The sequence below is a fragment of the Enterococcus sp. PLH-Efm8 genome (assembly GCF_053011625.1).
In genome coordinates this window covers 2,805,001-2,825,883 of sequence record NZ_CP172568.1, presented here as the reverse complement: position 1 = coordinate 2,825,883, position 20,883 = coordinate 2,805,001, and the positions used below count along the sequence as shown (strand labels likewise).

Sequence of the window (20,883 nt, the reverse complement as noted above, 5' to 3'; positions counted from 1 at the left end):
ATAAGGCCTCCTCCTTCATTAAAAAGTGAATAACTAGTACTAATTTAGCATTTTTTTCAATAGTTTTCCACAGAAACCGAAGAAAAAAATTTTTTAATTACAATTATCCACACAATCGACAAAAAGAAAAAAGAGAAAAACACAGTTGTCAAAAAAAGTTTTCCACACCACTAATGCACAGGTGGAAAACTCGTAAAAACCAATAGATTTCCTCTTGCGTCTGTGGATAAAAAATACAGATATACCAATAGTTAGGAGACGGAATACACAGGAAATCGCCTGATTGTGGATTACTTTTTTTACACGTGTGTTTTCTGTGTAAAACCAGCCTTTTATTATCTGTGGATAATCCCTGTGCATAACTTTTTCCACATAGGATTCCCATAGAAAAAAATAATCTTGTGGATAAGTTTTAACAATCGATCTTCTATTTTATATTGACAAAATCACTACTTTGTCGTTATACTATCAAAGTATGTCTGTGTTTATAAAATAGATAAGAACATTTTGGAGGTGGAATATATGAAAAGAACATACCAACCAAATAAACGTAAACGTCAAAAAGTTCACGGATTCCGTAAACGTATGAGTACTAAAAATGGACGTCGTGTGTTAGCTAGCCGTCGTCGCAAAGGAAGAAAAGTTCTTTCAGCTTAGGCCACTGGGGTTTCAGTGGTTTTTTTTATACTCTTTTTTAGGGAAATGATGAAAGGACAATCGTAATTATGGTATGATTATGAGCGTAAGTGAGAGATAGAAAAGGAAAGAAAACTAATGAGAAAAGCGTATCGAGTAAAAAAAGAACGAGAGTTTCAAGCCGTGTTCCATACGGGAGATTCTTTTGCTAACCGCAAATTCGTCGTTTACCGTTTGGAAAAACCGGGACAGCCTCATTTTCGAGTTGGTTTATCTGTAGGAAAAAAGGTCGGCAACGCGGTAAACCGCAATGAAGTCAAACGAAAAATCCGAGCAGCAGTTTATTCTATAAAAGAAGAAATTGATCCGGAGTTGGATTTTATTGTGATTGCTAGACCAAGTGTGAAGGGGTTGACTTATGATGAGGTTCGCTCCAATTTAGTCCACGTCTTAAAACTTGCAAAAATAATCGACAGAGAGGAAAAGAGTAAGTGAAGAAATACAAACGTTTACTTTTGATGGCCGGTATCGTTAGTTTGGTCATCGTCTTATCCGGTTGCGGAACTGGGGAAGTCAGCGCACAGAGTACAGGAATTTGGGATCGTTATATTGTTTATTACTTTGCTGAGGCGATCAAGGCGTTGTCATTTGGTAATGCAGGGATAGGGATCATTTTATTTACACTGATCATCCGCGTGATCCTATTGCCGTTGATGCATTTCCAAACAAAGAGCATGCGTAAAACGCAAGAATTACAACCGAAATTAAAAGCACTGCAGCAACAATATAGTTCAAGAGATCCGGAAACACAAAGTAAGTTAAGAGAAGAGCAGCAGCGTTTATATGCAGAAAATGGCGTCAATCCATATGCTGGTTGTCTTCCTTTATTAGTACAAATGCCAATCTTGATGGCGTTATGGCAATCTATTTCACGTGTACCAGAGTTGAAACAAGGGCATTTCTTATGGTTGAACTTAGGGAACGCGGATCCAACATTTATTTTGCCGATTTTAGCAGCAATCTTTACTTTTGCAAGTACGTATTTATCTAGCATGAGTCAAATTGAATCGAATGCATCAATGAAGATCATGAATTTCGTGATGCCTGTAATGATTTTAGTGATGGGTGTCAATTTAGCCAGCGGTCTTTCATTATACTGGGTAGTTTCCAATGCCTTCCAAGTTGTACAAACGCTGCTGATCAACAACCCTTTCAAAATTCGAAAAGAGCGTGAAGAAGAAGCACGGAGAATCCGCGAAAGAGAACGTGCTCTTAAGAAAGCAATGAATCCTAAGAAAAAACGGAAATAATAGGGGAGGTAATGCTAATGCCGATTTATGAAGCTGCAACAATAGACGAAGCTGTCCAACTAGGTCTGGCTGATTTGGGTTTGGCCAAAGACCAAGTCGAAATCGAAATACTGGAAGAAGGAAAAAAAGGTTTCCTAGGAATGGGTCGAAAGAATGCACGGCTTTCGATCCAGCCAAGTATCAGCGAAAAAGTTTCTGAAACAGTAGAACAGACTGTAGAAGAAATTTTGGAAGAAGAACCAACAGCTGAGATCGAGGTAGTCAACGAAACGATTCTTGAAGAAAAAACAGAAGAAGTAAGTGAGCTAGGTGATGAAGCAGCTTTAACGGAATTGGCAGTTTATCTTACTGAAATTTCAAAACAGCTTGATGCTCCAGCTCTTGTCAAAATGGAAAGAGAATCAAATAATATGGTTGTTTTCCATTTAGAAACACAAAAGCAAGGCATACTGATTGGGAAACATGGAAAAACACTGAATGCATTGCAATATCTGGCACAAGTCTTCATCCATCGTTTAGCAAGAAATAAGCTGTCTGTAGTAGTCAATGTAGGCAATTACCGTGAAAAGCGCCAAGAGATCATTCAGCGTTTAGCTGATCGCACGGCTGAAAAAGTAAAACGGACAGGGCAGCCTGTTTTCTTAGAACCAATGCCTGCATTTGAACGTAAACAAATCCATGCTGCATTAAGCAAAGATGAACATGTAAAAACACATTCGGAAGGTGAGGAACCTTATCGTTATTTAGTAGTAGAACCTGCTAAAAAATATTATTGATTCCATTACTTTTTGAATAAATCACGTTGACAAAGTTTTTCAAACCAAGTATATTTTACTAGAAATCATTCTTATCAGAGTATACGATGAAGTAGTCACTAACTTTGATAGAAAAAAGCGGATCGAAACTGTCTTCAGTTTTGATCCGCTTTTTTTGTCTGTTTCATTTAACCAATCGTTGTTTGGATAAATTGGATCACTGTTCCATAAGCAAAAAGTTCCAGAAAATACTTTCCGTCGCGTTTTTTTTGCTGATACTCAAAATGACAGTTGATTACTGCATTCGCACCATATTCAAGTACCTTCGTCTTTAATTTCCTCTTCGTTGTTAAGAAAAGGTCATCTTTGGGAAAAGATGGGTCAAACAAATCAGCTTCTAAGCATTCCACAACAAAAACGATATCGCGGACGATATATTTCTGGTTGATATTCCCTGTAGATAAAACGACATCGTTGATCCGAGGGTCACTTTCTTCTTCCAATGCAGCAGATCTGAACGGGCTCACATATTTTCTCCTTTCAAAAGTGTATAGTTTAGATAGCGCTACCATTTAGTGTACCGTTTTTTTTAAGAAAGATAAAGCCTTGTTTATACAGTATCTTCTCTTCGAATAAACCAAAGAACGCAAAGAGACATCCAAGGACAATTAAATATAAGGTAATGGAAGCAGAACAGGCTCAACTTCATCTAATTGTTTTAAACACTTGATTCCTTATAGCAAGTGTGATAATCTATGACCAGAATTTAATCAAGAACAAGCAGTCAAAGTGCGAAGTTCACCGTTTATTGTGCATAAAGGGTGGAGTGGGCACTTTTTTTGTGCGCAAAATGAAAAAGGAAGTGAAAAAATGGCTGAAATTACTTTAGAATTTGATACGATTGCGGCAATTTCTACCCCACCTGGAGAAGGTGCAATCAGTATCGTTCGTTTAAGTGGCGATCAAGCTGTGCAACTAGCAGATAAAGTTTATCAATCTGGAAACAAACGATTATCAGAAGTACCAAGTCATACGATCCATTATGGACATATCGTTGATCCCAAGAGCAATCAGCTTGTCGATGAAGTCATGGTCTCCGTGATGAGAGCACCAAAGACATTTACGCGGGAAGATGTAGTAGAAATCAATTGTCACGGTGGGATCGTTGTAGTCAATCAAATTTTGCAGCTATTGTTAAGAGAAGGTGCAAGATTAGCTGAGCCAGGCGAATTCACAAAACGAGCATTCTTGAATGGTCGTGTTGACCTTTCACAGGCAGAAGCTGTGATGGATTTGATTCGGGCAAAAACAGACAAAGCAATGGGACTAGCTCTTAATCAGTTAGACGGCAATCTGTCTGCTTTGATCCGCTCATTGAGACAAGAGATTTTAGAGACATTAGCACAAGTAGAAGTAAATATTGATTATCCAGAATATGATGATGTCGAAGAATTGACTACGAAGTTATTGCTTGAAAAAGCGCAGATGATCCAACAAAGAATCCAAGCGCTACTTGCTACATCCAAGCAAGGGAAGGTTCTGCGGGAAGGGTTAAGTACGGCAATCATCGGCCGGCCAAATGTCGGCAAATCAAGTTTGTTAAACCATTTGTTAAGAGAAGAAAAAGCAATCGTTACGGATATTGCAGGAACGACTCGAGATGTAATCGAAGAGTATGTCAATGTTCGGGGGGTACCGCTCAAGCTAATCGATACAGCTGGAATTCGGGAAACAGAAGATGTGGTGGAACGGATCGGGGTCGAAAGAAGCCGAAAAGCATTAGCAGAAGCAGACTTGATCTTACTTGTTCTAAACCAAAGCGAACCACTGACAGCAGAAGATGAACAATTATTGGAAGCGACAAGTGGATTGAAACGGATCATTCTTCTAAATAAAACAGATTTGCCAGCACAGCTGGAACAAGAAAAATTGAAGAAATTGATCGAAAATGAACCAGTTTTTTCAATTTCCGTAGCTAAAAACGACGGACTAGATCGTTTGGAATCAGCTATTTCTGATTTATTCTTCAGCGGAGAAACAGGAGAAAGAGACGCTACTTATGTTTCTAATACCCGCCATATCGCGTTGTTAGAAAAAGCTTCCCTCTCACTTGAAGAAGTCATTGCAGGTATTGATTCAGGAATGCCTGTGGATCTCGTTCAAATAGATATGACGCGTTGCTGGGACTATCTAGGAGAAGTTGTCGGCGACAGTGTACAAGATGAGCTAATCACTCAATTATTCAGTCAATTTTGTTTAGGAAAATAAAAGGAGGAACAAACGATTGGAACATTATGAAGCAGATGCGTATGACGTGATCGTTGTTGGCGCAGGACACGCCGGTTCAGAAGCTGCACTTGCTGCTGCACGTATGGGATCAAAAACATTATTACTGACAATAAATTTGGACATGGTAGCATTCATGCCATGTAATCCTTCTGTAGGCGGACCAGCTAAAGGCGTTGTCGTTCGAGAAATCGATGCGTTAGGCGGAGAAATGGGTAAGAATATCGATAAAACCTATATCCAAATGCGTATGTTGAACACAGGAAAAGGCCCAGCTGTCCGAGCATTGCGAGCACAAGCAGACAAACATGCTTATTCAACAGAAATGAAACATACGATCGAAAAAGAACCAAATTTGACGCTAAGACAAGGAATCGTCGAAGAACTGATCGTCGAAGATGGTGTTTGTCATGGAGTAGTGACGTCCACAGGAGCGAGCTACCGGGCCAAAGCAGTTGTTATTACAGCCGGAACAGCACTTCGCGGAGAAATCATTATCGGTGAATTGAAATATTCATCAGGTCCGAATAACTCTCAACCTTCTATTGGACTAGCGAATCATCTAAAAGAACTTGGCTTTGCTATCGAACGGTTCAAAACAGGAACACCGCCTCGAGTAAAATCAAGTACGATCGACTATTCTGTTACAGAAGAGCAGCCTGGTGACAAAGAGCCGAATCATTTTAGCTTCAGCACACCAGATAGTGCCTATAAACTAGATCAGGAATCTTGCTGGCTGACCTATACAGGTGAGACGACTCACCAAATTATTCGAGACAACTTACATCGTGCCCCAATGTTTACAGGGATCGTTGAAGGGGTAGGCGCTCGCTATTGTCCATCCATCGAAGATAAGATCGTGCGTTTTGCAGACAAACCACGTCATCAATTATTTTTGGAACCAGAAGGCTTAAATACGGAAGAAGTCTATGTTCAAGGTTTATCTACTTCTTTACCAGAGGATGTTCAAGTCAACATGCTTCATTCTATTGCTGGATTAGAAAAAGTAGAAATGATGCGTACAGGATATGCTATCGAATATGACGTAGTAGAGCCACACCAGCTCCGTCCGACATTAGAAACTAAAGTCGTTGAAAATCTTTATACAGCTGGACAAACAAATGGTACAAGCGGTTATGAAGAAGCGGCTGGACAAGGGCTGATTGCCGGTATCAATGCAGCTTTGAAAGTTCAGGGAAAAGAACCTTTAGTGATCAAACGAAGTGACGGTTACATCGGTGTCATGATCGATGATTTGGTAACAAAAGGAACGAACGAACCTTATCGTTTGCTGACTTCACGTGCTGAATACCGTCTGCTTTTACGTCATGATAATGCAGATTTGCGATTAACAGAAATGGGTCACCGTGTAGGCTTAGTAAAAGAAGATCAATACAAGAATTATTTGAAGAAAAAAGAAGCAGTTGAACAAGAAATCAAACGTTTGATGAATGTACGAATCAAACCAACAGAAGAAGTCCAAGACTTTTTAGCAACGATTAATGCGGCACCATTAAAAGATGGTGTACTAGCAAGCGACTTTTTAAGACGTCCTGAGATTACTTATGCAGAACTTCTACGGTTTATTCCAGAAAATGAAGAATTGACACGAAAAGAAATCGAACAAGTAGAAATCCAAATCAAATATGAAGGCTACATCAAAAAAGCCATGGAAAAAGTAGAAAAATTAAAACGCATGGAAGCGAAAAAGATTCCAGAAAACATCGACTACGCAGCAATCAACGGATTAGCAACAGAAGCAAAACAAAAATTGCAGAAAATCCAACCAGAAACAATTGCCCAAGCTAGCCGAATCAGTGGCGTAAACCCTGCAGACCTAAGTATCCTAATGGTCTATATCGAACAAGGGAAGATTGCGAAAGTCAGTGAACCAGCGTAATACGTAATAATAAATAGAAGAGAGAACTAGTTTTTGCAGAAATTGCTCAAAGCTAGTTCTCTCTTCTGTGTATATTTTATGAGTCATACTAGAAAGAAAAAGTCTATCGGCTTTTCTTACTTTTCAAATTTTTAAGAATCCATATGGAAGGATTGCATGTCTAGAGATTTTGCGTTAAAGTAGGGAGAGAATCTGTGAAACAATTGCTGTTTCACAATGAAAGGAATATTTATGATACCAGAAGAATTTCGCCAATCCTTGGCAGAAAAAGGGATAGAGCTTACCGATCATCAAATGAATCAATTCGCTATTTATTATCGGACATTAGTCGAATGGAACGAAAAGATGAACCTTACAGCTATTACGGATGAAAAAGACGTATATCTGAAGCATTTTTACGATTCACTTACATTAGCATTTGAAGTAGACTTTACGCAACCTTTATCTTTATGCGATGTTGGTTCGGGGGCAGGGTTTCCTAGCATACCTTTAAAAATTGCCTTTCCAGAACTGCAGATAACGATCGTTGATTCTCTGAATAAACGAATAACCTTCTTATCTGAGTTAACCCGATTATTAGGAATCGATGCTTCCTTATATCATGACCGGGCAGAAACATTTGGGCAAAATCCTCACTTTCGTGCATCATTTGACCTTGTCACTGCTCGTGCGGTTGCTCGTTTGAATGTGTTAGCGGAATTGTGTTTGCCCTTGGCTAAACAAGAAGGCTATTTTTATGCATTGAAAGCAGCAAAAAGTGAAGAGGAATTGACAGAAGCAAAACAAGCGATTGCTTTATTAGGTGGTAAATTCCTCAAAGAAGAGGCGGTTACCTTGCCGAATGTCTCTGATCAACGGCATATCATCGTTATTCAAAAAAAGAAACCAACCCCAAAGAAATACCCAAGAAAGCCCGGACTGCCTAATAAGCAGCCAATCAAATAGGAGGAGAAGAGATGGCACAAATAATATCTGTTGCGAACCAAAAAGGTGGCGTCGGCAAAACAACGACGACGGTGAATCTAGGTGCTTGTCTTGCTAGCCTTGGCAAAAAAGTATTGCTAGTGGATATGGATGCACAAGGAAATGCTACCAGTGGTGTCGGGATCAGAAAACCTGATGTGACAAGAGACATCTATGATGTTCTAGTCAATGAATTGCCAATTGATGAGGCAACTTTGATCACTGAACACGAAAATTTGAGTATTGTGCCTGCGACTCTCCAATTAGCAGGAGCAGAGATCGAATTGACGTCAATGATGGCAAGAGAATCAAGATTAAAAGGATCTTTAGCAGAAGTAAGCAGTCAGTATGATTATATTTTGATCGATTGCCCGCCTTCTCTTGGCCATCTGACAATCAATTCATTTACAGCAAGTGATTCGATTTTGATACCTGTTCAGTGTGAGTATTACGCATTGGAAGGATTAAGCCAATTACTGAATACGGTTCGTTTAGTCCAAAAACACTTTAATCCAGAATTAGAGATCGAGGGAGTCTTACTGACAATGTATGATGCACGAACAAATCTGGGAAATGAAGTCGTAGAAGAAGTACGTAAATACTTCCGCGAAAAAGTTTACGAAACGATCATTCCAAGAAATATTCGTTTATCAGAAGCACCTAGTCATGGAAAACCGATCATCGACTACGATCCACGTTCTCGAGGAGCTGAAGTCTACCAAGCATTGGCAAAGGAAGTGGTAAGTCGTGAAGAAAAGTAAAGGATTAGGCCGAGGAATCGATGCACTGTTTCAAGATTTAGAAAACTTAGAGACGGTGGATGTAAAAGATGATACCGTTGTCCAGCTACCATTGAATGAGCTGCGACCAAATCCGTATCAGCCCCGTAAAACATTTGAAGAAGTATCTTTGCAGGAACTAGCTAATTCTATTGAACAATCAGGTGTCTTTCAACCCATCATCGTACGCCGTTCCGCAGTAAAAGGATATGAGATTATTGCAGGGGAGCGACGTTTTCGAGCGTCCAAACTAGCTGAAAAAGAAACGATCCCTGCTATCGTTAGAGACTTTGACGAAGAAGCGATGATGCAAGTAGCAGTGCTGGAAAACTTGCAGCGAGAAGATCTGAATCCGTTAGAAGAAGCAGAAGCATATGAGATGCTGATGAAAAACCTGAAACTAACACAAGCAGAAGTAGCTAGTCGTTTAGGAAAGAGCAGACCTTATATCGCCAATTATTTGCGCTTGCTTTCTTTACCGGATCTTGTCAAGGAAATGGTACAAGATCAGCGTTTATCTATGGGACAAGCCCGTACGCTGTTAGGTTTAAAAAATAAAACATTGATCTTGAAATTAGCCAATCGTGCAGTAACTGAAAATTTAACTGTCCGCCAACTGGAACAGCTTGTTTCTGAGTTAAATCAAAATGATGGAAAAGAAAAGAAAAAAATCCCAAGGCTAGCAAAGGAAAAACCATATTATATCCGAGAAAGCGAAGATCGTTTGATGGATAAATTTGGTACAAGTGTAGCTATCCAAGAAAAAAATGGGAAAGGTAAGATCGAGATTGAATATCTTTCTCAAAAAGATTTGACTCGAATTCTTGATATCTTGAATATTCAATTTGATGAAGAATAAACAAAAAGGAGGCTATTTTTATGTACGACTTGCACGATATCGTTGAAATGAAAAAACCTCACGCTTGCCAGACGAATCGCTGGGAAGTCATTCGAATGGGCGCAGATATCAAAATCAGATGTATGAATTGCGGACATATCGTCATGATGACCCGTCGAGATTTTGAAAAGAAATTAAAAAAAGTAATTGAAAAAAATGCAGAGAAAGAGTGAATAAATTTATGGCATTGACTGCTGGAATTGTTGGGTTGCCCAACGTAGGAAAATCAACTTTGTTTAATGCGATCACAAAAGCAGGAGCAGAAGCAGCAAACTATCCCTTTGCGACGATCGACCCCAACGTAGGGATGGTAGAAGTACCTGACTGGCGTTTGCAACGCTTAACAGAACTTGTACATCCGAAAAAAACTGTTCCGACGACTTTTGAATTTACAGATATTGCTGGAATCGTAAAAGGCGCAAGTAAAGGAGAAGGTTTGGGAAATCAATTCTTAAGCCATATCCGCCAAGTAGACGCTATTTGTCACGTTGTTCGCTGTTTTGATGATGATAATATTACTCACGTAGAAGGACGTGTTGATCCACTAGAAGATATTGATACGATCAACTTGGAACTAGTGTTAGCAGACTTAGAATCTATCAACAAACGCTATACTCGTGTAGCAAAAGTTGCTAAAACCAAAGATAAAGATGCAGTGGCAGAACTAGCTGTACTGGATAAAATCAAACCTGTACTGGAAGAAGGAAAATCTGCCCGAACGATCGAATTTACTGAAGAAGAACAAAAAATCGTTAAATCACTATTTTTATTGACGACAAAACCAATTCTTTATGTAGCCAATGTCTCAGAAGATGACGTAGCAGATGCAGACGCGAATCATTATGTACAAGAAGTGCGCAACTTTGCTGCAGAAGAAAATGCAGAAGTGATCGTGGTCAGTGCTCGTGCAGAAGAAGAAATCGCAGAATTAGATGAAGAAGACAAAGCGGAATTTTTAGAAGCTTTAGGAATCGAAGAATCAGGTTTGGATCAGTTGATCCGTGCTGCTTATGATTTGTTAGGCTTAGCTACTTACTTTACTGCTGGGGAACAAGAAGTACGTGCTTGGACATTCAAAAAAGGAATCAAAGCACCACAAGCAGCAGGAATCATCCATTCAGATTTCGAACGCGGATTTATCCGTGCAGAAACTGTCTCTTTTGAAGACTTGGATCATTACGGAAACATGCATGCAGCAAAAGAAGCTGGACGTGTTCGATTAGAAGGAAAAGATTATGTCGTACAAGACGGCGACGTAATGTTATTCCGCTTTAATGTGTAAAAGGGCTATCAAACTAGCTGTAGAATATGGTAGAATGTCTTTTGTGACGACCGTTGAGAAAAGGAACGGCTAAGGAGGACTATTAGATAATGGAACCAGAACAATTACGAGCAATCGTAAAAGAAAACAATAGTTTAGAAACAAAATTAACCAAAAGAAATCAACAGTACATTTTTGATTTGAAAAAATCTTTAGAAGCAGCGAATTTGTCTGAAGAAGAAAAAGTAAAAGCCCTTCATGACATTCTGCCTACTTTAGTTGCAGAACAAAAAGGCGGAAGAACAGCCCGTCAATTGTTTGGGACAGTCTCTGAAAGAACGGAAGCAATCATCAATAAGCCAGCAGAAGTAAAAAATTCATCCACCCCTTTATTGATGTGGTTAGATAATACGTTGCTGTTGCTTGGTCTATTAAGTATCATGATTGCGATTACCGGATTGTTTTCACGTGGAACAACGCCAGCTTATGGCTTTTCTACACTCGTTCTAGGTTCTGCAATCGGTGGCTGGGTCTTTTATATGATGTACAAATACATCTATCAATATGAATATCCCGGAGCAGATCGAAGCAAGAAACCAGGAATGGGTAAGACATTGCTTATCCTAGGTGGAACGACACTTCTTTGGGTCGTACTGTTTTCTGCGACAACACTATTGCCACCAGTTATCAATCCAGTATTAGATCCAGTAGTAGTTATCATTATCGGGGCAACTGCTTTAGCAATCCGTTACTACTTGAAGAAAAAATACGGGATTATTGGAAGTTTATCCGTCCCAAGAAGATAAACTAGCAAAAAGATCAGCTATTTTGCTAGATATCTAGGGGTAGTAAAGAACCTCATTTTGTTTATCCATAGTTAAATAATAGTAAGGGACTGTGACAAAAGTCTTGTCACAGTCCCTTTTTACGATAAACGGTGTTCAAAAGCCAGTTTCTCGGTATTAAGTCCAATTTATGCAAAAATGTGGAAAGCCATTTTCACAAAATTTTTCTTACTACTCGAAACTAAGCAGCTTTTTCACAGCCTCTCCACTAAACGGTGTTCAAAAGTTTGCATCTGCGGTAATAAACCCAACCAATTCAAAAACATGAGAAGCTGTTTTTGATTGGCTGTTCTTATTACTTGATGCAGGACAGCTTTTTTACAATCTCTTTTAATACACACAGATGTAAACGCTTTATATTGGTATTCTATGAGAAAGCTAACTTGATTCCAAGTAGATCATTGACTTAAATGAAAAAATCAATTATTTTAATAGATAAACTAAATTAGAGGAGTGGTACTAAAAATGTCCAACTGGGAAACAAAGTTCACGAAAAAAGGATTTACTTTTGATGATGTCTTATTGATACCAGCAGAAAGTCACGTGTTACCAAACGAAGTGGATATGAGCGTACAATTAGCTAAAAATATTAAGTTGAATATTCCAATCATCAGTGCAAGTATGGATACTGTTACCGACAGCAAGATGGCCATTGCTATGGCAAGACAAGGCGGACTAGGTGTGATCCATAAAAACATGACGATCAGCCAGCAAGCGGATGAAGTAAGAAAAGTCAAACGTTCTGAAAGTGGCGTAATCATTGATCCGTTCTTCTTAACGCCACAGCATCTTGTAGCAGACGCAGAAGAATTGATGAGCAAATATCGTATCAGTGGTGTGCCAATCGTTGAAACACTTGAAAACAGAAAATTGGTAGGGATAATTACAAACCGCGACATGCGTTTTGTAACAGATTATCACATGCCGATTGCTGATGTGATGACAAAAGACAACTTAGTGACTGCCCCAGTAGGTACCTCTCTAAAAGATGCAGAAAAGATTTTGCAAAAACATAAAATCGAAAAATTACCAATCGTAGATAACGAAGGTCGTTTAAGCGGATTGATCACGATCAAAGACATCGAGAAAGTGATCGAATTTCCAAATGCAGCAAAAGATGAACATGGTCGATTGCTTGTAGCAGCAGCCGTTGGTGTAACAAGCGATACATTTGAGCGTGCGAATGCTTTATTAGAAGCAGGGGCAGATGCAATCATCATCGATACAGCTCATGGACATAGTGCAGGTGTGATCCGAAAAATTCAAGAAATCCGTTCAACTTTTGCAGATGCAACATTGATTGCAGGAAACGTTGCGACGGCTGAAGCGACAAAAGCTTTATATGATGCAGGTGTAGATGTCGTAAAAGTTGGTATCGGACCAGGATCGATTTGTACGACACGTGTGGTAGCCGGTGTAGGTGTACCTCAGCTCACAGCTATTTATGATGCAGCATCAGTTGCTCGTCAATATGGCAAAGCGATTATTGCAGACGGAGGGATCAAATATTCTGGTGACATCGTCAAAGCATTAGCTGCCGGCGGACATGCAGTGATGCTAGGAAGTATGTTGGCAGGGACAGATGAATCACCAGGTGAATTCGAAATCTTCCAAGGACGTCGATTCAAAACATACCGAGGTATGGGCTCATTAGGCGCGATGGAAAAAGGTTCAAAAGACCGTTACTTCCAAGGTAGTGTCAATGAAGCAAATAAATTAGTACCAGAAGGAATCGAAGGTCGGGTTGCTTATAAAGGAAGTGTTGCAGATATTATTTTCCAAATGATCGGCGGTTTGCGTTCAGGAATGGGTTATGTTGGGGCAGCCAATCTACAGCAATTACGTGATGAAGCGCAATTTATCCAAATGAGCGGCAGTGGATTAAAAGAATCACACCCTCATGATGTACAAATCACAAAAGAAGCACCAAACTATTCAGTTGAATCTTAAAAACATTAAAGAGCGTGGGACAAAAGTAAAGAACACTTTTGTCTCACGCTCTAAACACGTATAAACGGCGGAAGTAGAAGCAACTCCTTCGGAAATAAGAAGAAATTCACAAAAATTTGAAAAGCAATTTTCGTGAATTTCTTCTTATTTCTTGGAGTTAAACGCTTCTGTCCCAGCCTCTTTTTGAATAAACAGTGTTCCCTTGCCACCTCCGAATCACAAGTACAACATTCATAAAATATGAAGAGCTGTTTTTTGAATTTGTCCTTGTAACTAGGAGCTGGGGGGTAGGCTTACGACCTCTCCACTAAACGGTGTTCAATCAGCTGACCCTCGGTATTAGTTCAACAAACGGTAAAATATGAGGGACTATTTTTCCATTTTTTTCTCTAATACTCAGGTTAATTCGCTGATTTCACAACCTCTCGATAAATGGTGTTCAAAAGCCAGTTTCTCGGTATTAAGTCCAATTTATGCAAAAATGTGGAAAGCCATTTTCACAAAATTTTTCTTAATACTCGAAACTAAGCGGCTTTTTCACAGCCTCTTTATTTAATAACTTTCAGATTCCCCATATAAGGAACGAGCGCTTCTGGAACTGTGACAGAACCATCTTCATTTTGGTAGTTTTCCAAAATGGCAGCTACTGTACGGCCAACTGCAAGTCCTGAACCATTCAGAGTATGAGTATAGTGGATTTTTCCATCATTATCGCGATAACGGATCATTGCGCGGCGTGCTTGGAAATCTTCACAGTTAGAACAAGAACTGATTTCACGATAAGTATCTTGTGCAGGTATCCATACTTCTAAGTCATAAGTTTTAGCTGCAGAAAAGCCCATGTCTCCAGTTGATAAGGCCATCACACGATAAGGCAAATGCAATTTTTTCAAGATATCTTCTGCATCAGCTGTCATTTTTTCCAATTCTTCGTAAGAATGCTCTACATCCGAAAATTTGACCATTTCTACTTTATTGAATTGGTGAAGACGAATCAGTCCTCGTGTATCCCGACCAGCACTTCCGGCTTCAGAACGAAAAGCAGGGCTTAGTGCAGTGAAATAAATAGGTAAATCTGCACCATCTAAAATTTCATCATTATAATAGTTAGTTAATGGTACTTCAGCTGTTGGGATTAATGTTAGATCAGTATTCTCCAATTGGAAAACATCTTCTTTGAATTTTGGAAATTGTCCCGTACCAAACATCGCTTTACTGTTGACGATATAAGGAGTGATCATTTCAGTATAGCCGTGTTCGTAAATATGCTGATCAAGCATGAAGTTGTAGACAGCACGTTCTAATCGAGCACCTAATCCTTTGTAATAGACAAAACGGCTACCGGCTACTTTTGCGCCACGTTCAAAATCTAAAATATCAAGATTTTCTGCAATTTCCCAGTGTGGTTTTGGTTCAAAAGCAAATGTACGTGGTTCGCTCCAACGACGGATTTCTACATTGTCCTCTTCATCTGTTCCAACTGGCACAGAATCATGGGGAAGGTTTGGCAAAGTAGTTGCAATTTGTTTCAATTTTTCATCCACTTCAGCAATTTCAGTATCCAATGCTTTGATGTTGCCACCGACTTCTTTCATTTCAGCGATTTTAGCAGAAGCATCTTCTTTTGCACGCTTCAATTGGGCGATCTCAGCAGAAACATCATTTCGATATTTTTTTAATTCTTCACTTTTGACTAGTAGCTTACGACGATTTTCATCTAGTTCCATGAATTCAGCTAATGTTTCTTTTTTTACGCCCCGAGTCATCAATTTTTCTTGTACTTCTTCAATATTTTGTCGCATCATTTTTACATCTAACATATGATTTCCTCCTTTTTGAAAATAAAAAAAGACTGATCCATCCCATTATTCTTGGGACGAATCAGTCTGAAATTCGCGGTACCACCCAAGTTCAGCGTCAGCTGCACTTGTTGAACACATAACGGCTGTTGAACCGACCTTTCTTATTTCGAAAGGGCACGTAAACGAACTGGAACTTCCAAATTATCCTTTGCTGATTTACACCTGCCATCAGCTCTCTGAAAAAGAATAAAGTGTACTGGGTTCTGTGTTTTTCATTTATTCTAATAATTGTAATAAGAATAGCGAATATTTCAGCTTTCGTCAATAACTTCCTGTGTATCAATAGGTAATTTTTCATTTTTCTTGATTGGAAGGTGCATGATGAAAGAAGTCCATTGCTTATCTGATTTTGCATAAATGTATCCGCCGTGCAAAGCCACAATGCTTTGAGCGATTGCTAAACCAAGTCCAGTTCCTCCAGTTGCTTGTGAACGAGATTCTTCTACACGATAAAAACGGTCGAATAGATTATCGATTGCCTGTTGTGGGATCATTGCTCCGTTATTTTTGACTGTTGCAACAACTTCTGAACCGATACGTTCTACTTCGATTACGATCTTCGTTGCTCCTTTTCCGTATTTCAACGCATTCGTCAAAAGATTATTGAAGACACGTACAAGTTTTTCGGTATCGCCATCCATGATAAGGGAGTCTACTTTTGATTGAACAAGTATTTGGATATTTTTTTTAGAAGCTTCCAACTCAAAATCAGCTGCTAACTGTTCGATCAACTGGATCATGTCAAAGGCAGAAAAATTCACCGGGACAGCAGGCTGGCGTACCTTAGTGTATTCAAATAAGTCGTCCACTAAAGATTTCATCTGCTTTGCTTTGATATAAGCAGTATGCGTATACTTTAAAAGATCTTCTTCTGAGTGATACTGGCCATCTTCTATCAGTCCTAGGTATCCAATGATGGACGTGAGTGGGGTACGGATATCATGACTGACATTCGTGATCAATTCATCTTTTGATTTTTCGATTTTACGTTCGTCTTCAATCGCTGCTACGGTACTATCCACCAATCCATTGATACTTGTTACCACTCGGCTTAAGTCACCACTCAGTTCAAAAGGGATACGATGATCATAATTTCCGTTTGCGATGTAGTGAAGTTCGCTGATGATATGCCGCAATTGCATTTGGCGATATCTTCGAATCAAGCGCCAATACAAAACACCAATATCTAATAGAAAGAAAAAGGGAATAATAAAATTCCGGCCGTTCCAGAACAAATCAGTGTTCAATCGTTCTGCAAAAATATTCTTTGAATCCCAAATCGCATTCGTCAAAGAAGGTGAACTGTTGATCACCGAACTGATAACAACCAGAATAGAAACATTTAATAGAAGCAAAAGGATAATCGTGATGATTCCTTCCGCTAACAATTCGCTGATTTCTTTTGAAGTCAAATTGATCCGACGGCGTTTTTCAGTTGCTCGTTTACTATCTTGCGTCAATTTTATAGCCCACTCCCCAAACGGTTTGAATGACTTTTTCACCACCAGTTGCTTCTTCAATCTTATCTCTTAAATGACTAACGTGAACCATGACAGTTTTAGCAGAGACAATACTTTCTTGTTTCCAAACACGCTCAAAAATTTCATCCGCGCTAAATACTCGATTAGGATGACTAGCAAGCAAGTAGAGGATACCGAATTCCAAAGCTGTTAACTGGATTTCTTTCCCATCGATTGTTTTAACTTCATGAGAGTCTTTATTGATGATTAATGCATTTACTTCTAATACATCAGGCTGATCTGGGGCAATCTGCATTTTTGTACGCCGTAATAAAGACTTTACTCTAGCCATTACTTCTAACGGATTAAATGGCTTGGTCACATAATCATCTGCACCAGCGACCAGTCCTTTGATCTTATCCATATCAGTAGTTTTTGCTGTCAGCATAATGATTGGTATTTGGGATTCTTTTCGTAGCTCTTTCACTACTTGCATCCCATCCATCTCAGGCATCATGATATCTAAAATAAGTAATTCAATATCAGGGATTGTTCTGATTTTAGATAATGCTTCTTTCCCATCATAAGCCTTTACTGCTTCATACCCCTCATTGTGAACATAGATACTTAATAATTCAACGATTTCTTTATCATCGTCAGCAATCAAAATTTTCATAAATAAATCCTCCAGAGTCATATTGTTACTATTATTCTAGCAAAAAAAAGCAGAAATAGATAAAAGCAGCACTTTGTTAAGGAAAATTTTAGAAGGTGAGACATCTAGTTGGTGTGAATAAGACAAGAACATGAACATTAAACTGAAAACAAAAGGATTTTACGTCTCTCGGAGTTATAAAGACGAACGAAAAAGGACCAGAACTAACCAATGATCATGTAAGCTAGAAATGTTGATAAATAAGCATTTTCTTATTGACTTTCACATGTGATGTTGATATATTATTATTTGTTCAAAAGAACACCAATAACTTATTAAATAATAAAAAATAAGTTGTTGACATGTTGGAAATGACATGATAAGATAACTGAGTCGTTAAAAAAGAACCACTTGCGAAGCTTGATTCTATCGAAAAAAACTTCAAAAAAGTTCTTGACAAATAACAAACGATAAGTTATGATAAATGAGTTGCTGGAAGATTTCGAAAAACGAAATCGAAAAAACTTTTAAAAAAGAGTTGACAATTACTTGTCTCTCTGATATGATATAAAAGTTGCTACGGCAGCCAAAAACGAATCGGGAAACACTCCTGATGAAGTAGACCTTTGAAAACTGAACAAAGTAAGACAAACCAAATGTGTAGGGCGTCTTGATTCAATTCAAGACAACAAACATTTTTAACAAGCAAGCAATATGCTAGCAAACAAATTGAGCTTAACAATCGCAAGATTGTTCGAACTTTTTATGAGAGTTTGATCCTGGCTCAGGACGAACGCTGGCGGCGTGCCTAATACATGCAAGTCGAACGCTTCTTTTTCCACCGGAGCTTGCTCCACCGGAAAAAGAGGAGTGGCGAACGGGTGAGTAACACGTGGGTAACCTGCCCATCAGAAGGGGATAACACTTGGAAACAGGTGCTAATACCGTATAACAATCAAAACCGCATGGTTTTGATTTGAAAGGCGCTTTCGGGTGTCGCTGATGGATGGACCCGCGGTGCATTAGCTAGTTGGTGAGGTAACGGCTCACCAAGGCCACGATGCATAGCCGACCTGAGAGGGTGATCGGCCACATTGGGACTGAGACACGGCCCAAACTCCTACGGGAGGCAGCAGTAGGGAATCTTCGGCAATGGACGAAAGTCTGACCGAGCAACGCCGCGTGAGTGAAGAAGGTTTTCGGATCGTAAAACTCTGTTGTTAGAGAAGAACAAGGATGAGAGTAACTGTTCATCCCTTGACGGTATCTAACCAGAAAGCCACGGCTAACTACGTGCCAGCAGCCGCGGTAATACGTAGGTGGCAAGCGTTGTCCGGATTTATTGGGCGTAAAGCGAGCGCAGGCGGTTTCTTAAGTCTGATGTGAAAGCCCCCGGCTCAACCGGGGAGGGTCATTGGAAACTGGGAGACTTGAGTGCAGAAGAGGAGAGTGGAATTCCATGTGTAGCGGTGAAATGCGTAGATATATGGAGGAACACCAGTGGCGAAGGCGGCTCTCTGGTCTGTAACTGACGCTGAGGCTCGAAAGCGTGGGGAGCAAACAGGATTAGATACCCTGGTAGTCCACGCCGTAAACGATGAGTGCTAAGTGTTGGAGGGTTTCCGCCCTTCAGTGCTGCAGCTAACGCATTAAGCACTCCGCCTGGGGAGTACGACCGCAAGGTTGAAACTCAAAGGAATTGACGGGGGCCCGCACAAGCGGTGGAGCATGTGGTTTAATTCGAAGCAACGCGAAGAACCTTACCAGGTCTTGACATCCTTTGACCACTCTAGAGATAGAGCTTCCCCTTCGGGGGCAAAGTGACAGGTGGTGCATGGTTGTCGTCAGCTCGTGTCGTGAGATGTTGGGTTAAGTCCCGCAACGAGCGCAACCCTTATTGTTAGTTGCCATCATTCAGTTGGGCACTCTAGCAAGACTGCCGGTGACAAACCGGAGGAAGGTGGGGATGACGTCAAATCATCATGCCCCTTATGACCTGGGCTACACACGTGCTACAATGGGAAGTACAACGAGTTGCGAAGTCGCGAGGCTAAGCTAATCTCTTAAAGCTTCTCTCAGTTCGGATTGCAGGCTGCAACTCGCCTGCATGAAGCCGGAATCGCTAGTAATCGCGGATCAGCACGCCGCGGTGAATACGTTCCCGGGCCTTGTACACACCGCCCGTCACACCACGAGAGTTTGTAACACCCGAAGTCGGTGAGGTAACCTTTTGGAGCCAGCCGCCTAAGGTGGGATAGATGATTGGGGTGAAGTCGTAACAAGGTAGCCGTATCGGAAGGTGCGGCTGGATCACCTCCTTTCTAAGGAATATTACGGAGACTACACAATTTGTTTTTACTTTGTTCAGTTTTGAGAGGTTTACTCTCAAACACTTTTGTTCATTGAAAACTGGATATTTGAAGTAAATGTAAGTAATACAAACCGAGAACACCGCGTTGAATTTGAAAGCTGAACAAATTGTTTAGCCTAAAGCAAAATAGGCGGACGGCTATAAAATCTTTGATTTTATGAGACGATCGATCTTTTTGCCGTACAGGCTGATTTGTGAGCTGGATAGAGTTTTTTAATAAGTTCAATTGCTTATTTTCTTGATCTAACTTCTATCGCTAGAAGAAGGATCAAAACCCAACCGTAAGGTTGATAAGGTTAAGTGAATAAGGGCGCACGGTGGATGCCTTGGCACTAGGAGCCGATGAAGGACGGGACTAACACCGATATGCTTTGGGGAGCTGTACGTAAGCTATGATCCAGAGATTTCCGAATGGGGGAACCCAACATCTTTAATAGGATGTTACGATTGTGTGAATACATAGCACATTCGAGGTAGACGCAGAGAACTGAAACATCTAAGTACCTGCAGGAAGAGAAAGAAAATTCGATTCCCTGAGTAGCGGCGAGCGAAACGGGAAAAGCCCAAACCAGCAAGCTTGCTTGTTGGGGTTGTAGGACTCCAATATGGTAGTTCTTTCAGATAGTCGAATGACTTGGAAAAGTCAGTCAAAGAGGGTAAAAACCCCGTAGACGAAATGTGGAAGACACCTAGGAGGATCCTGAGTACGGCGGAACACGAGAAATTCCGTCGGAATCCGGGAGGACCATCTCCCAAGGCTAAATACTCCCTAGTGACCGATAGTGAACCAGTACCGTGAGGGAAAGGTGAAAAGCACCCCGGAAGGGGAGTGAAATAGAACCTGAAACCGTGTGCCTACAACAAGTCAAAGCCCGTTAATGGGTGATGGCGTGCCTTTTGTAGAATGAACCGGCGAGTTACGATTGCATGCGAGGTTAAGTTGAAGAGACGG

Annotated in this window: 17 protein-coding genes, 2 rRNA genes and 1 other annotated feature (1 of these 20 only partly in view); of the genes, 15 read left to right on the top strand and 4 right to left on the bottom strand. The window is 40.2% G+C overall.

What is annotated here, in order from left to right; translation table 11 throughout:
* The first annotated feature begins 522 nt into the window (after positions 1-522).
* The 4 genes from rpmH (at position 523) to jag (ending at position 2,722) form a co-directional block, all read left to right on the top strand.
* Positions 523-657, top strand: a complete 135-nt coding sequence (rpmH, locus tag ACIFUW_RS13830; RefSeq protein ID WP_002293121.1) for a 50S ribosomal protein L34 — start codon at positions 523-525, stop codon at positions 655-657.
* Between the two features lie 117 nt (positions 658-774).
* Entirely contained in the window at positions 775-1,131 is a 357-nt protein-coding gene (rnpA, locus tag ACIFUW_RS13825) for a ribonuclease P protein component (protein ID WP_002295255.1), read from the top strand.
* The gene (locus tag ACIFUW_RS13820; RefSeq protein ID WP_002295256.1) at positions 1,128-1,946 is read left to right on the top strand and encodes a YidC/Oxa1 family membrane protein insertase; all 819 of its coding nucleotides are present in this window, start codon (positions 1,128-1,130) and stop codon (positions 1,944-1,946) included. Before rnpA ends, ACIFUW_RS13820 begins: the two co-directional genes overlap by 4 nt.
* A 17-nt stretch (positions 1,947-1,963) precedes the next feature.
* Positions 1,964-2,722, top strand: coding sequence for an RNA-binding cell elongation regulator Jag/EloR (gene jag / locus ACIFUW_RS13815; RefSeq protein ID WP_002295258.1), 759 nt, complete (start codon positions 1,964-1,966; stop codon positions 2,720-2,722).
* 167 nt (positions 2,723-2,889) lie between these two features.
* Here the strand turns inward: jag and ACIFUW_RS13810 are convergent, their stop codons facing one another.
* Entirely contained in the window at positions 2,890-3,273 is a 384-nt protein-coding gene (locus ACIFUW_RS13810; protein ID WP_002303984.1) for a hypothetical protein, read from the bottom strand.
* Positions 3,274-3,571: 298 nt separating this feature from the next.
* On the opposite strand from ACIFUW_RS13810, the gene mnmE reads away from it, so the two are divergent.
* The 9 genes from mnmE (at position 3,572) to guaB (ending at position 13,583) form a co-directional block, all read left to right on the top strand.
* A complete protein-coding gene (gene mnmE, locus ACIFUW_RS13805) occupies positions 3,572-4,969 on the top strand; it encodes a tRNA uridine-5-carboxymethylaminomethyl(34) synthesis GTPase MnmE (protein WP_002295261.1) in 1,398 nt (465 codons plus the stop codon).
* A 16-nt stretch (positions 4,970-4,985) separates the two neighbouring features.
* Positions 4,986-6,887 carry a tRNA uridine-5-carboxymethylaminomethyl(34) synthesis enzyme MnmG gene (gene mnmG, locus ACIFUW_RS13800; protein ID WP_002295262.1) on the top strand — a complete coding sequence of 634 codons (1,902 nt, stop codon included), beginning with the start codon at positions 4,986-4,988 and terminating at the stop codon, positions 6,885-6,887.
* A 231-nt stretch (positions 6,888-7,118) separates the two neighbouring features.
* Positions 7,119-7,832 carry a 16S rRNA (guanine(527)-N(7))-methyltransferase RsmG gene (rsmG, locus tag ACIFUW_RS13795; protein WP_002288804.1) on the top strand — a complete coding sequence of 238 codons (714 nt, stop codon included), beginning with the start codon at positions 7,119-7,121 and terminating at the stop codon, positions 7,830-7,832.
* A gap of 11 nt (positions 7,833-7,843) precedes the next feature.
* Positions 7,844-8,611 carry a ParA family protein gene (locus tag ACIFUW_RS13790; RefSeq protein ID WP_002288805.1) on the top strand — a complete coding sequence of 256 codons (768 nt, stop codon included), beginning with the start codon at positions 7,844-7,846 and terminating at the stop codon, positions 8,609-8,611.
* The gene (locus tag ACIFUW_RS13785) at positions 8,598-9,488 is read left to right on the top strand and encodes a ParB/RepB/Spo0J family partition protein (protein WP_002288806.1); all 891 of its coding nucleotides are present in this window, start codon (positions 8,598-8,600) and stop codon (positions 9,486-9,488) included. Before ACIFUW_RS13790 ends, ACIFUW_RS13785 begins: the two co-directional genes overlap by 14 nt.
* A gap of 20 nt (positions 9,489-9,508) precedes the next feature.
* Positions 9,509-9,700, top strand: a complete 192-nt coding sequence (locus ACIFUW_RS13780; RefSeq protein WP_002293106.1) for a DUF951 domain-containing protein — start codon at positions 9,509-9,511, stop codon at positions 9,698-9,700.
* Positions 9,701-9,708: 8 nt separating this feature from the next.
* Complete coding sequence (ychF, locus tag ACIFUW_RS13775; protein ID WP_002293105.1) at positions 9,709-10,809, top strand: redox-regulated ATPase YchF; 1,101 nt, start codon at positions 9,709-9,711, stop codon at positions 10,807-10,809.
* Between the two features lie 89 nt (positions 10,810-10,898).
* Positions 10,899-11,594, top strand: coding sequence for a DUF1129 domain-containing protein (locus ACIFUW_RS13770; protein WP_002295263.1), 696 nt, complete (start codon positions 10,899-10,901; stop codon positions 11,592-11,594).
* A gap of 504 nt (positions 11,595-12,098) precedes the next feature.
* Positions 12,099-13,583: an IMP dehydrogenase gene (gene guaB / locus ACIFUW_RS13765; RefSeq protein WP_002295264.1), complete on the top strand. Its 1,485-nt coding sequence runs from the start codon at positions 12,099-12,101 to the stop codon at positions 13,581-13,583.
* Between the two features lie 548 nt (positions 13,584-14,131).
* Here the strand turns inward: guaB and serS are convergent.
* The 3 genes from serS to ACIFUW_RS13750 all read right to left on the bottom strand — a co-directional run bounded on the left by serS (position 14,132) and on the right by ACIFUW_RS13750 (position 17,581).
* Entirely contained in the window at positions 14,132-15,403 is a 1,272-nt protein-coding gene (gene serS / locus ACIFUW_RS13760; protein ID WP_002295265.1) for a serine--tRNA ligase, read from the bottom strand.
* 49 nt (positions 15,404-15,452) lie between these two features.
* Positions 15,453-15,658 (bottom strand) — a binding site (T-box leader).
* Positions 15,659-15,696: 38 nt separating this feature from the next.
* Entirely contained in the window at positions 15,697-16,905 is a 1,209-nt protein-coding gene (locus tag ACIFUW_RS13755; protein WP_002295267.1) for a sensor histidine kinase, read from the bottom strand.
* A complete protein-coding gene (locus ACIFUW_RS13750) occupies positions 16,892-17,581 on the bottom strand; it encodes a response regulator transcription factor (RefSeq protein WP_002295268.1) in 690 nt (229 codons plus the stop codon). Before ACIFUW_RS13750 ends, ACIFUW_RS13755 begins: the two co-directional genes overlap by 14 nt.
* 740 nt (positions 17,582-18,321) lie before the next feature.
* Between ACIFUW_RS13750 and ACIFUW_RS13745 the strand changes: the two genes are divergently transcribed.
* Both ACIFUW_RS13745 and ACIFUW_RS13740 read left to right on the top strand, forming a co-directional pair.
* Positions 18,322-19,881, top strand: a 16S ribosomal RNA gene (locus tag ACIFUW_RS13745).
* A 344-nt stretch (positions 19,882-20,225) separates the two neighbouring features.
* Positions 20,226-20,883: ribosomal RNA gene (locus ACIFUW_RS13740) — 23S ribosomal RNA — on the top strand; it runs 2,257 nt beyond the window's last position.
* The 16S and 23S rRNA genes sit together here, the layout of an rRNA operon.

Bases quoted from the DNA above. Each gene is read 5' to 3' on its own strand.
- ACIFUW_RS13750 (WP_002295268.1), bottom strand. From the start codon at position 17,581: ATGAAAATTTTGATTGCTGACGATGATAAAGAAATCGTTGAATTATTA.
- ACIFUW_RS13790 (WP_002288805.1), top strand. From the start codon at position 7,844: ATGGCACAAATAATATCTGTTGCGAACCAAAAAGGTGGCGTCGGCAAA.
- ACIFUW_RS13810 (WP_002303984.1), bottom strand. From the start codon at position 3,273: ATGGTAGCGCTATCTAAACTATACACTTTTGAAAGGAGAAAATATGTG.
- ACIFUW_RS13780 (WP_002293106.1), top strand. From the start codon at position 9,509: ATGTACGACTTGCACGATATCGTTGAAATGAAAAAACCTCACGCTTGC.
- jag (WP_002295258.1), top strand. From the start codon at position 1,964: ATGCCGATTTATGAAGCTGCAACAATAGACGAAGCTGTCCAACTAGGT.
- mnmE (WP_002295261.1), top strand. From the start codon at position 3,572: ATGGCTGAAATTACTTTAGAATTTGATACGATTGCGGCAATTTCTACC.
- guaB (WP_002295264.1), top strand. From the start codon at position 12,099: ATGTCCAACTGGGAAACAAAGTTCACGAAAAAAGGATTTACTTTTGAT.
- ACIFUW_RS13770 (WP_002295263.1), top strand. From the start codon at position 10,899: ATGGAACCAGAACAATTACGAGCAATCGTAAAAGAAAACAATAGTTTA.
- serS (WP_002295265.1), bottom strand. From the start codon at position 15,403: ATGTTAGATGTAAAAATGATGCGACAAAATATTGAAGAAGTACAAGAA.
- ychF (WP_002293105.1), top strand. From the start codon at position 9,709: ATGGCATTGACTGCTGGAATTGTTGGGTTGCCCAACGTAGGAAAATCA.
- rsmG (WP_002288804.1), top strand. From the start codon at position 7,119: ATGATACCAGAAGAATTTCGCCAATCCTTGGCAGAAAAAGGGATAGAG.
- rpmH (WP_002293121.1), top strand. From the start codon at position 523: ATGAAAAGAACATACCAACCAAATAAACGTAAACGTCAAAAAGTTCAC.
- rnpA (WP_002295255.1), top strand. From the start codon at position 775: ATGAGAAAAGCGTATCGAGTAAAAAAAGAACGAGAGTTTCAAGCCGTG.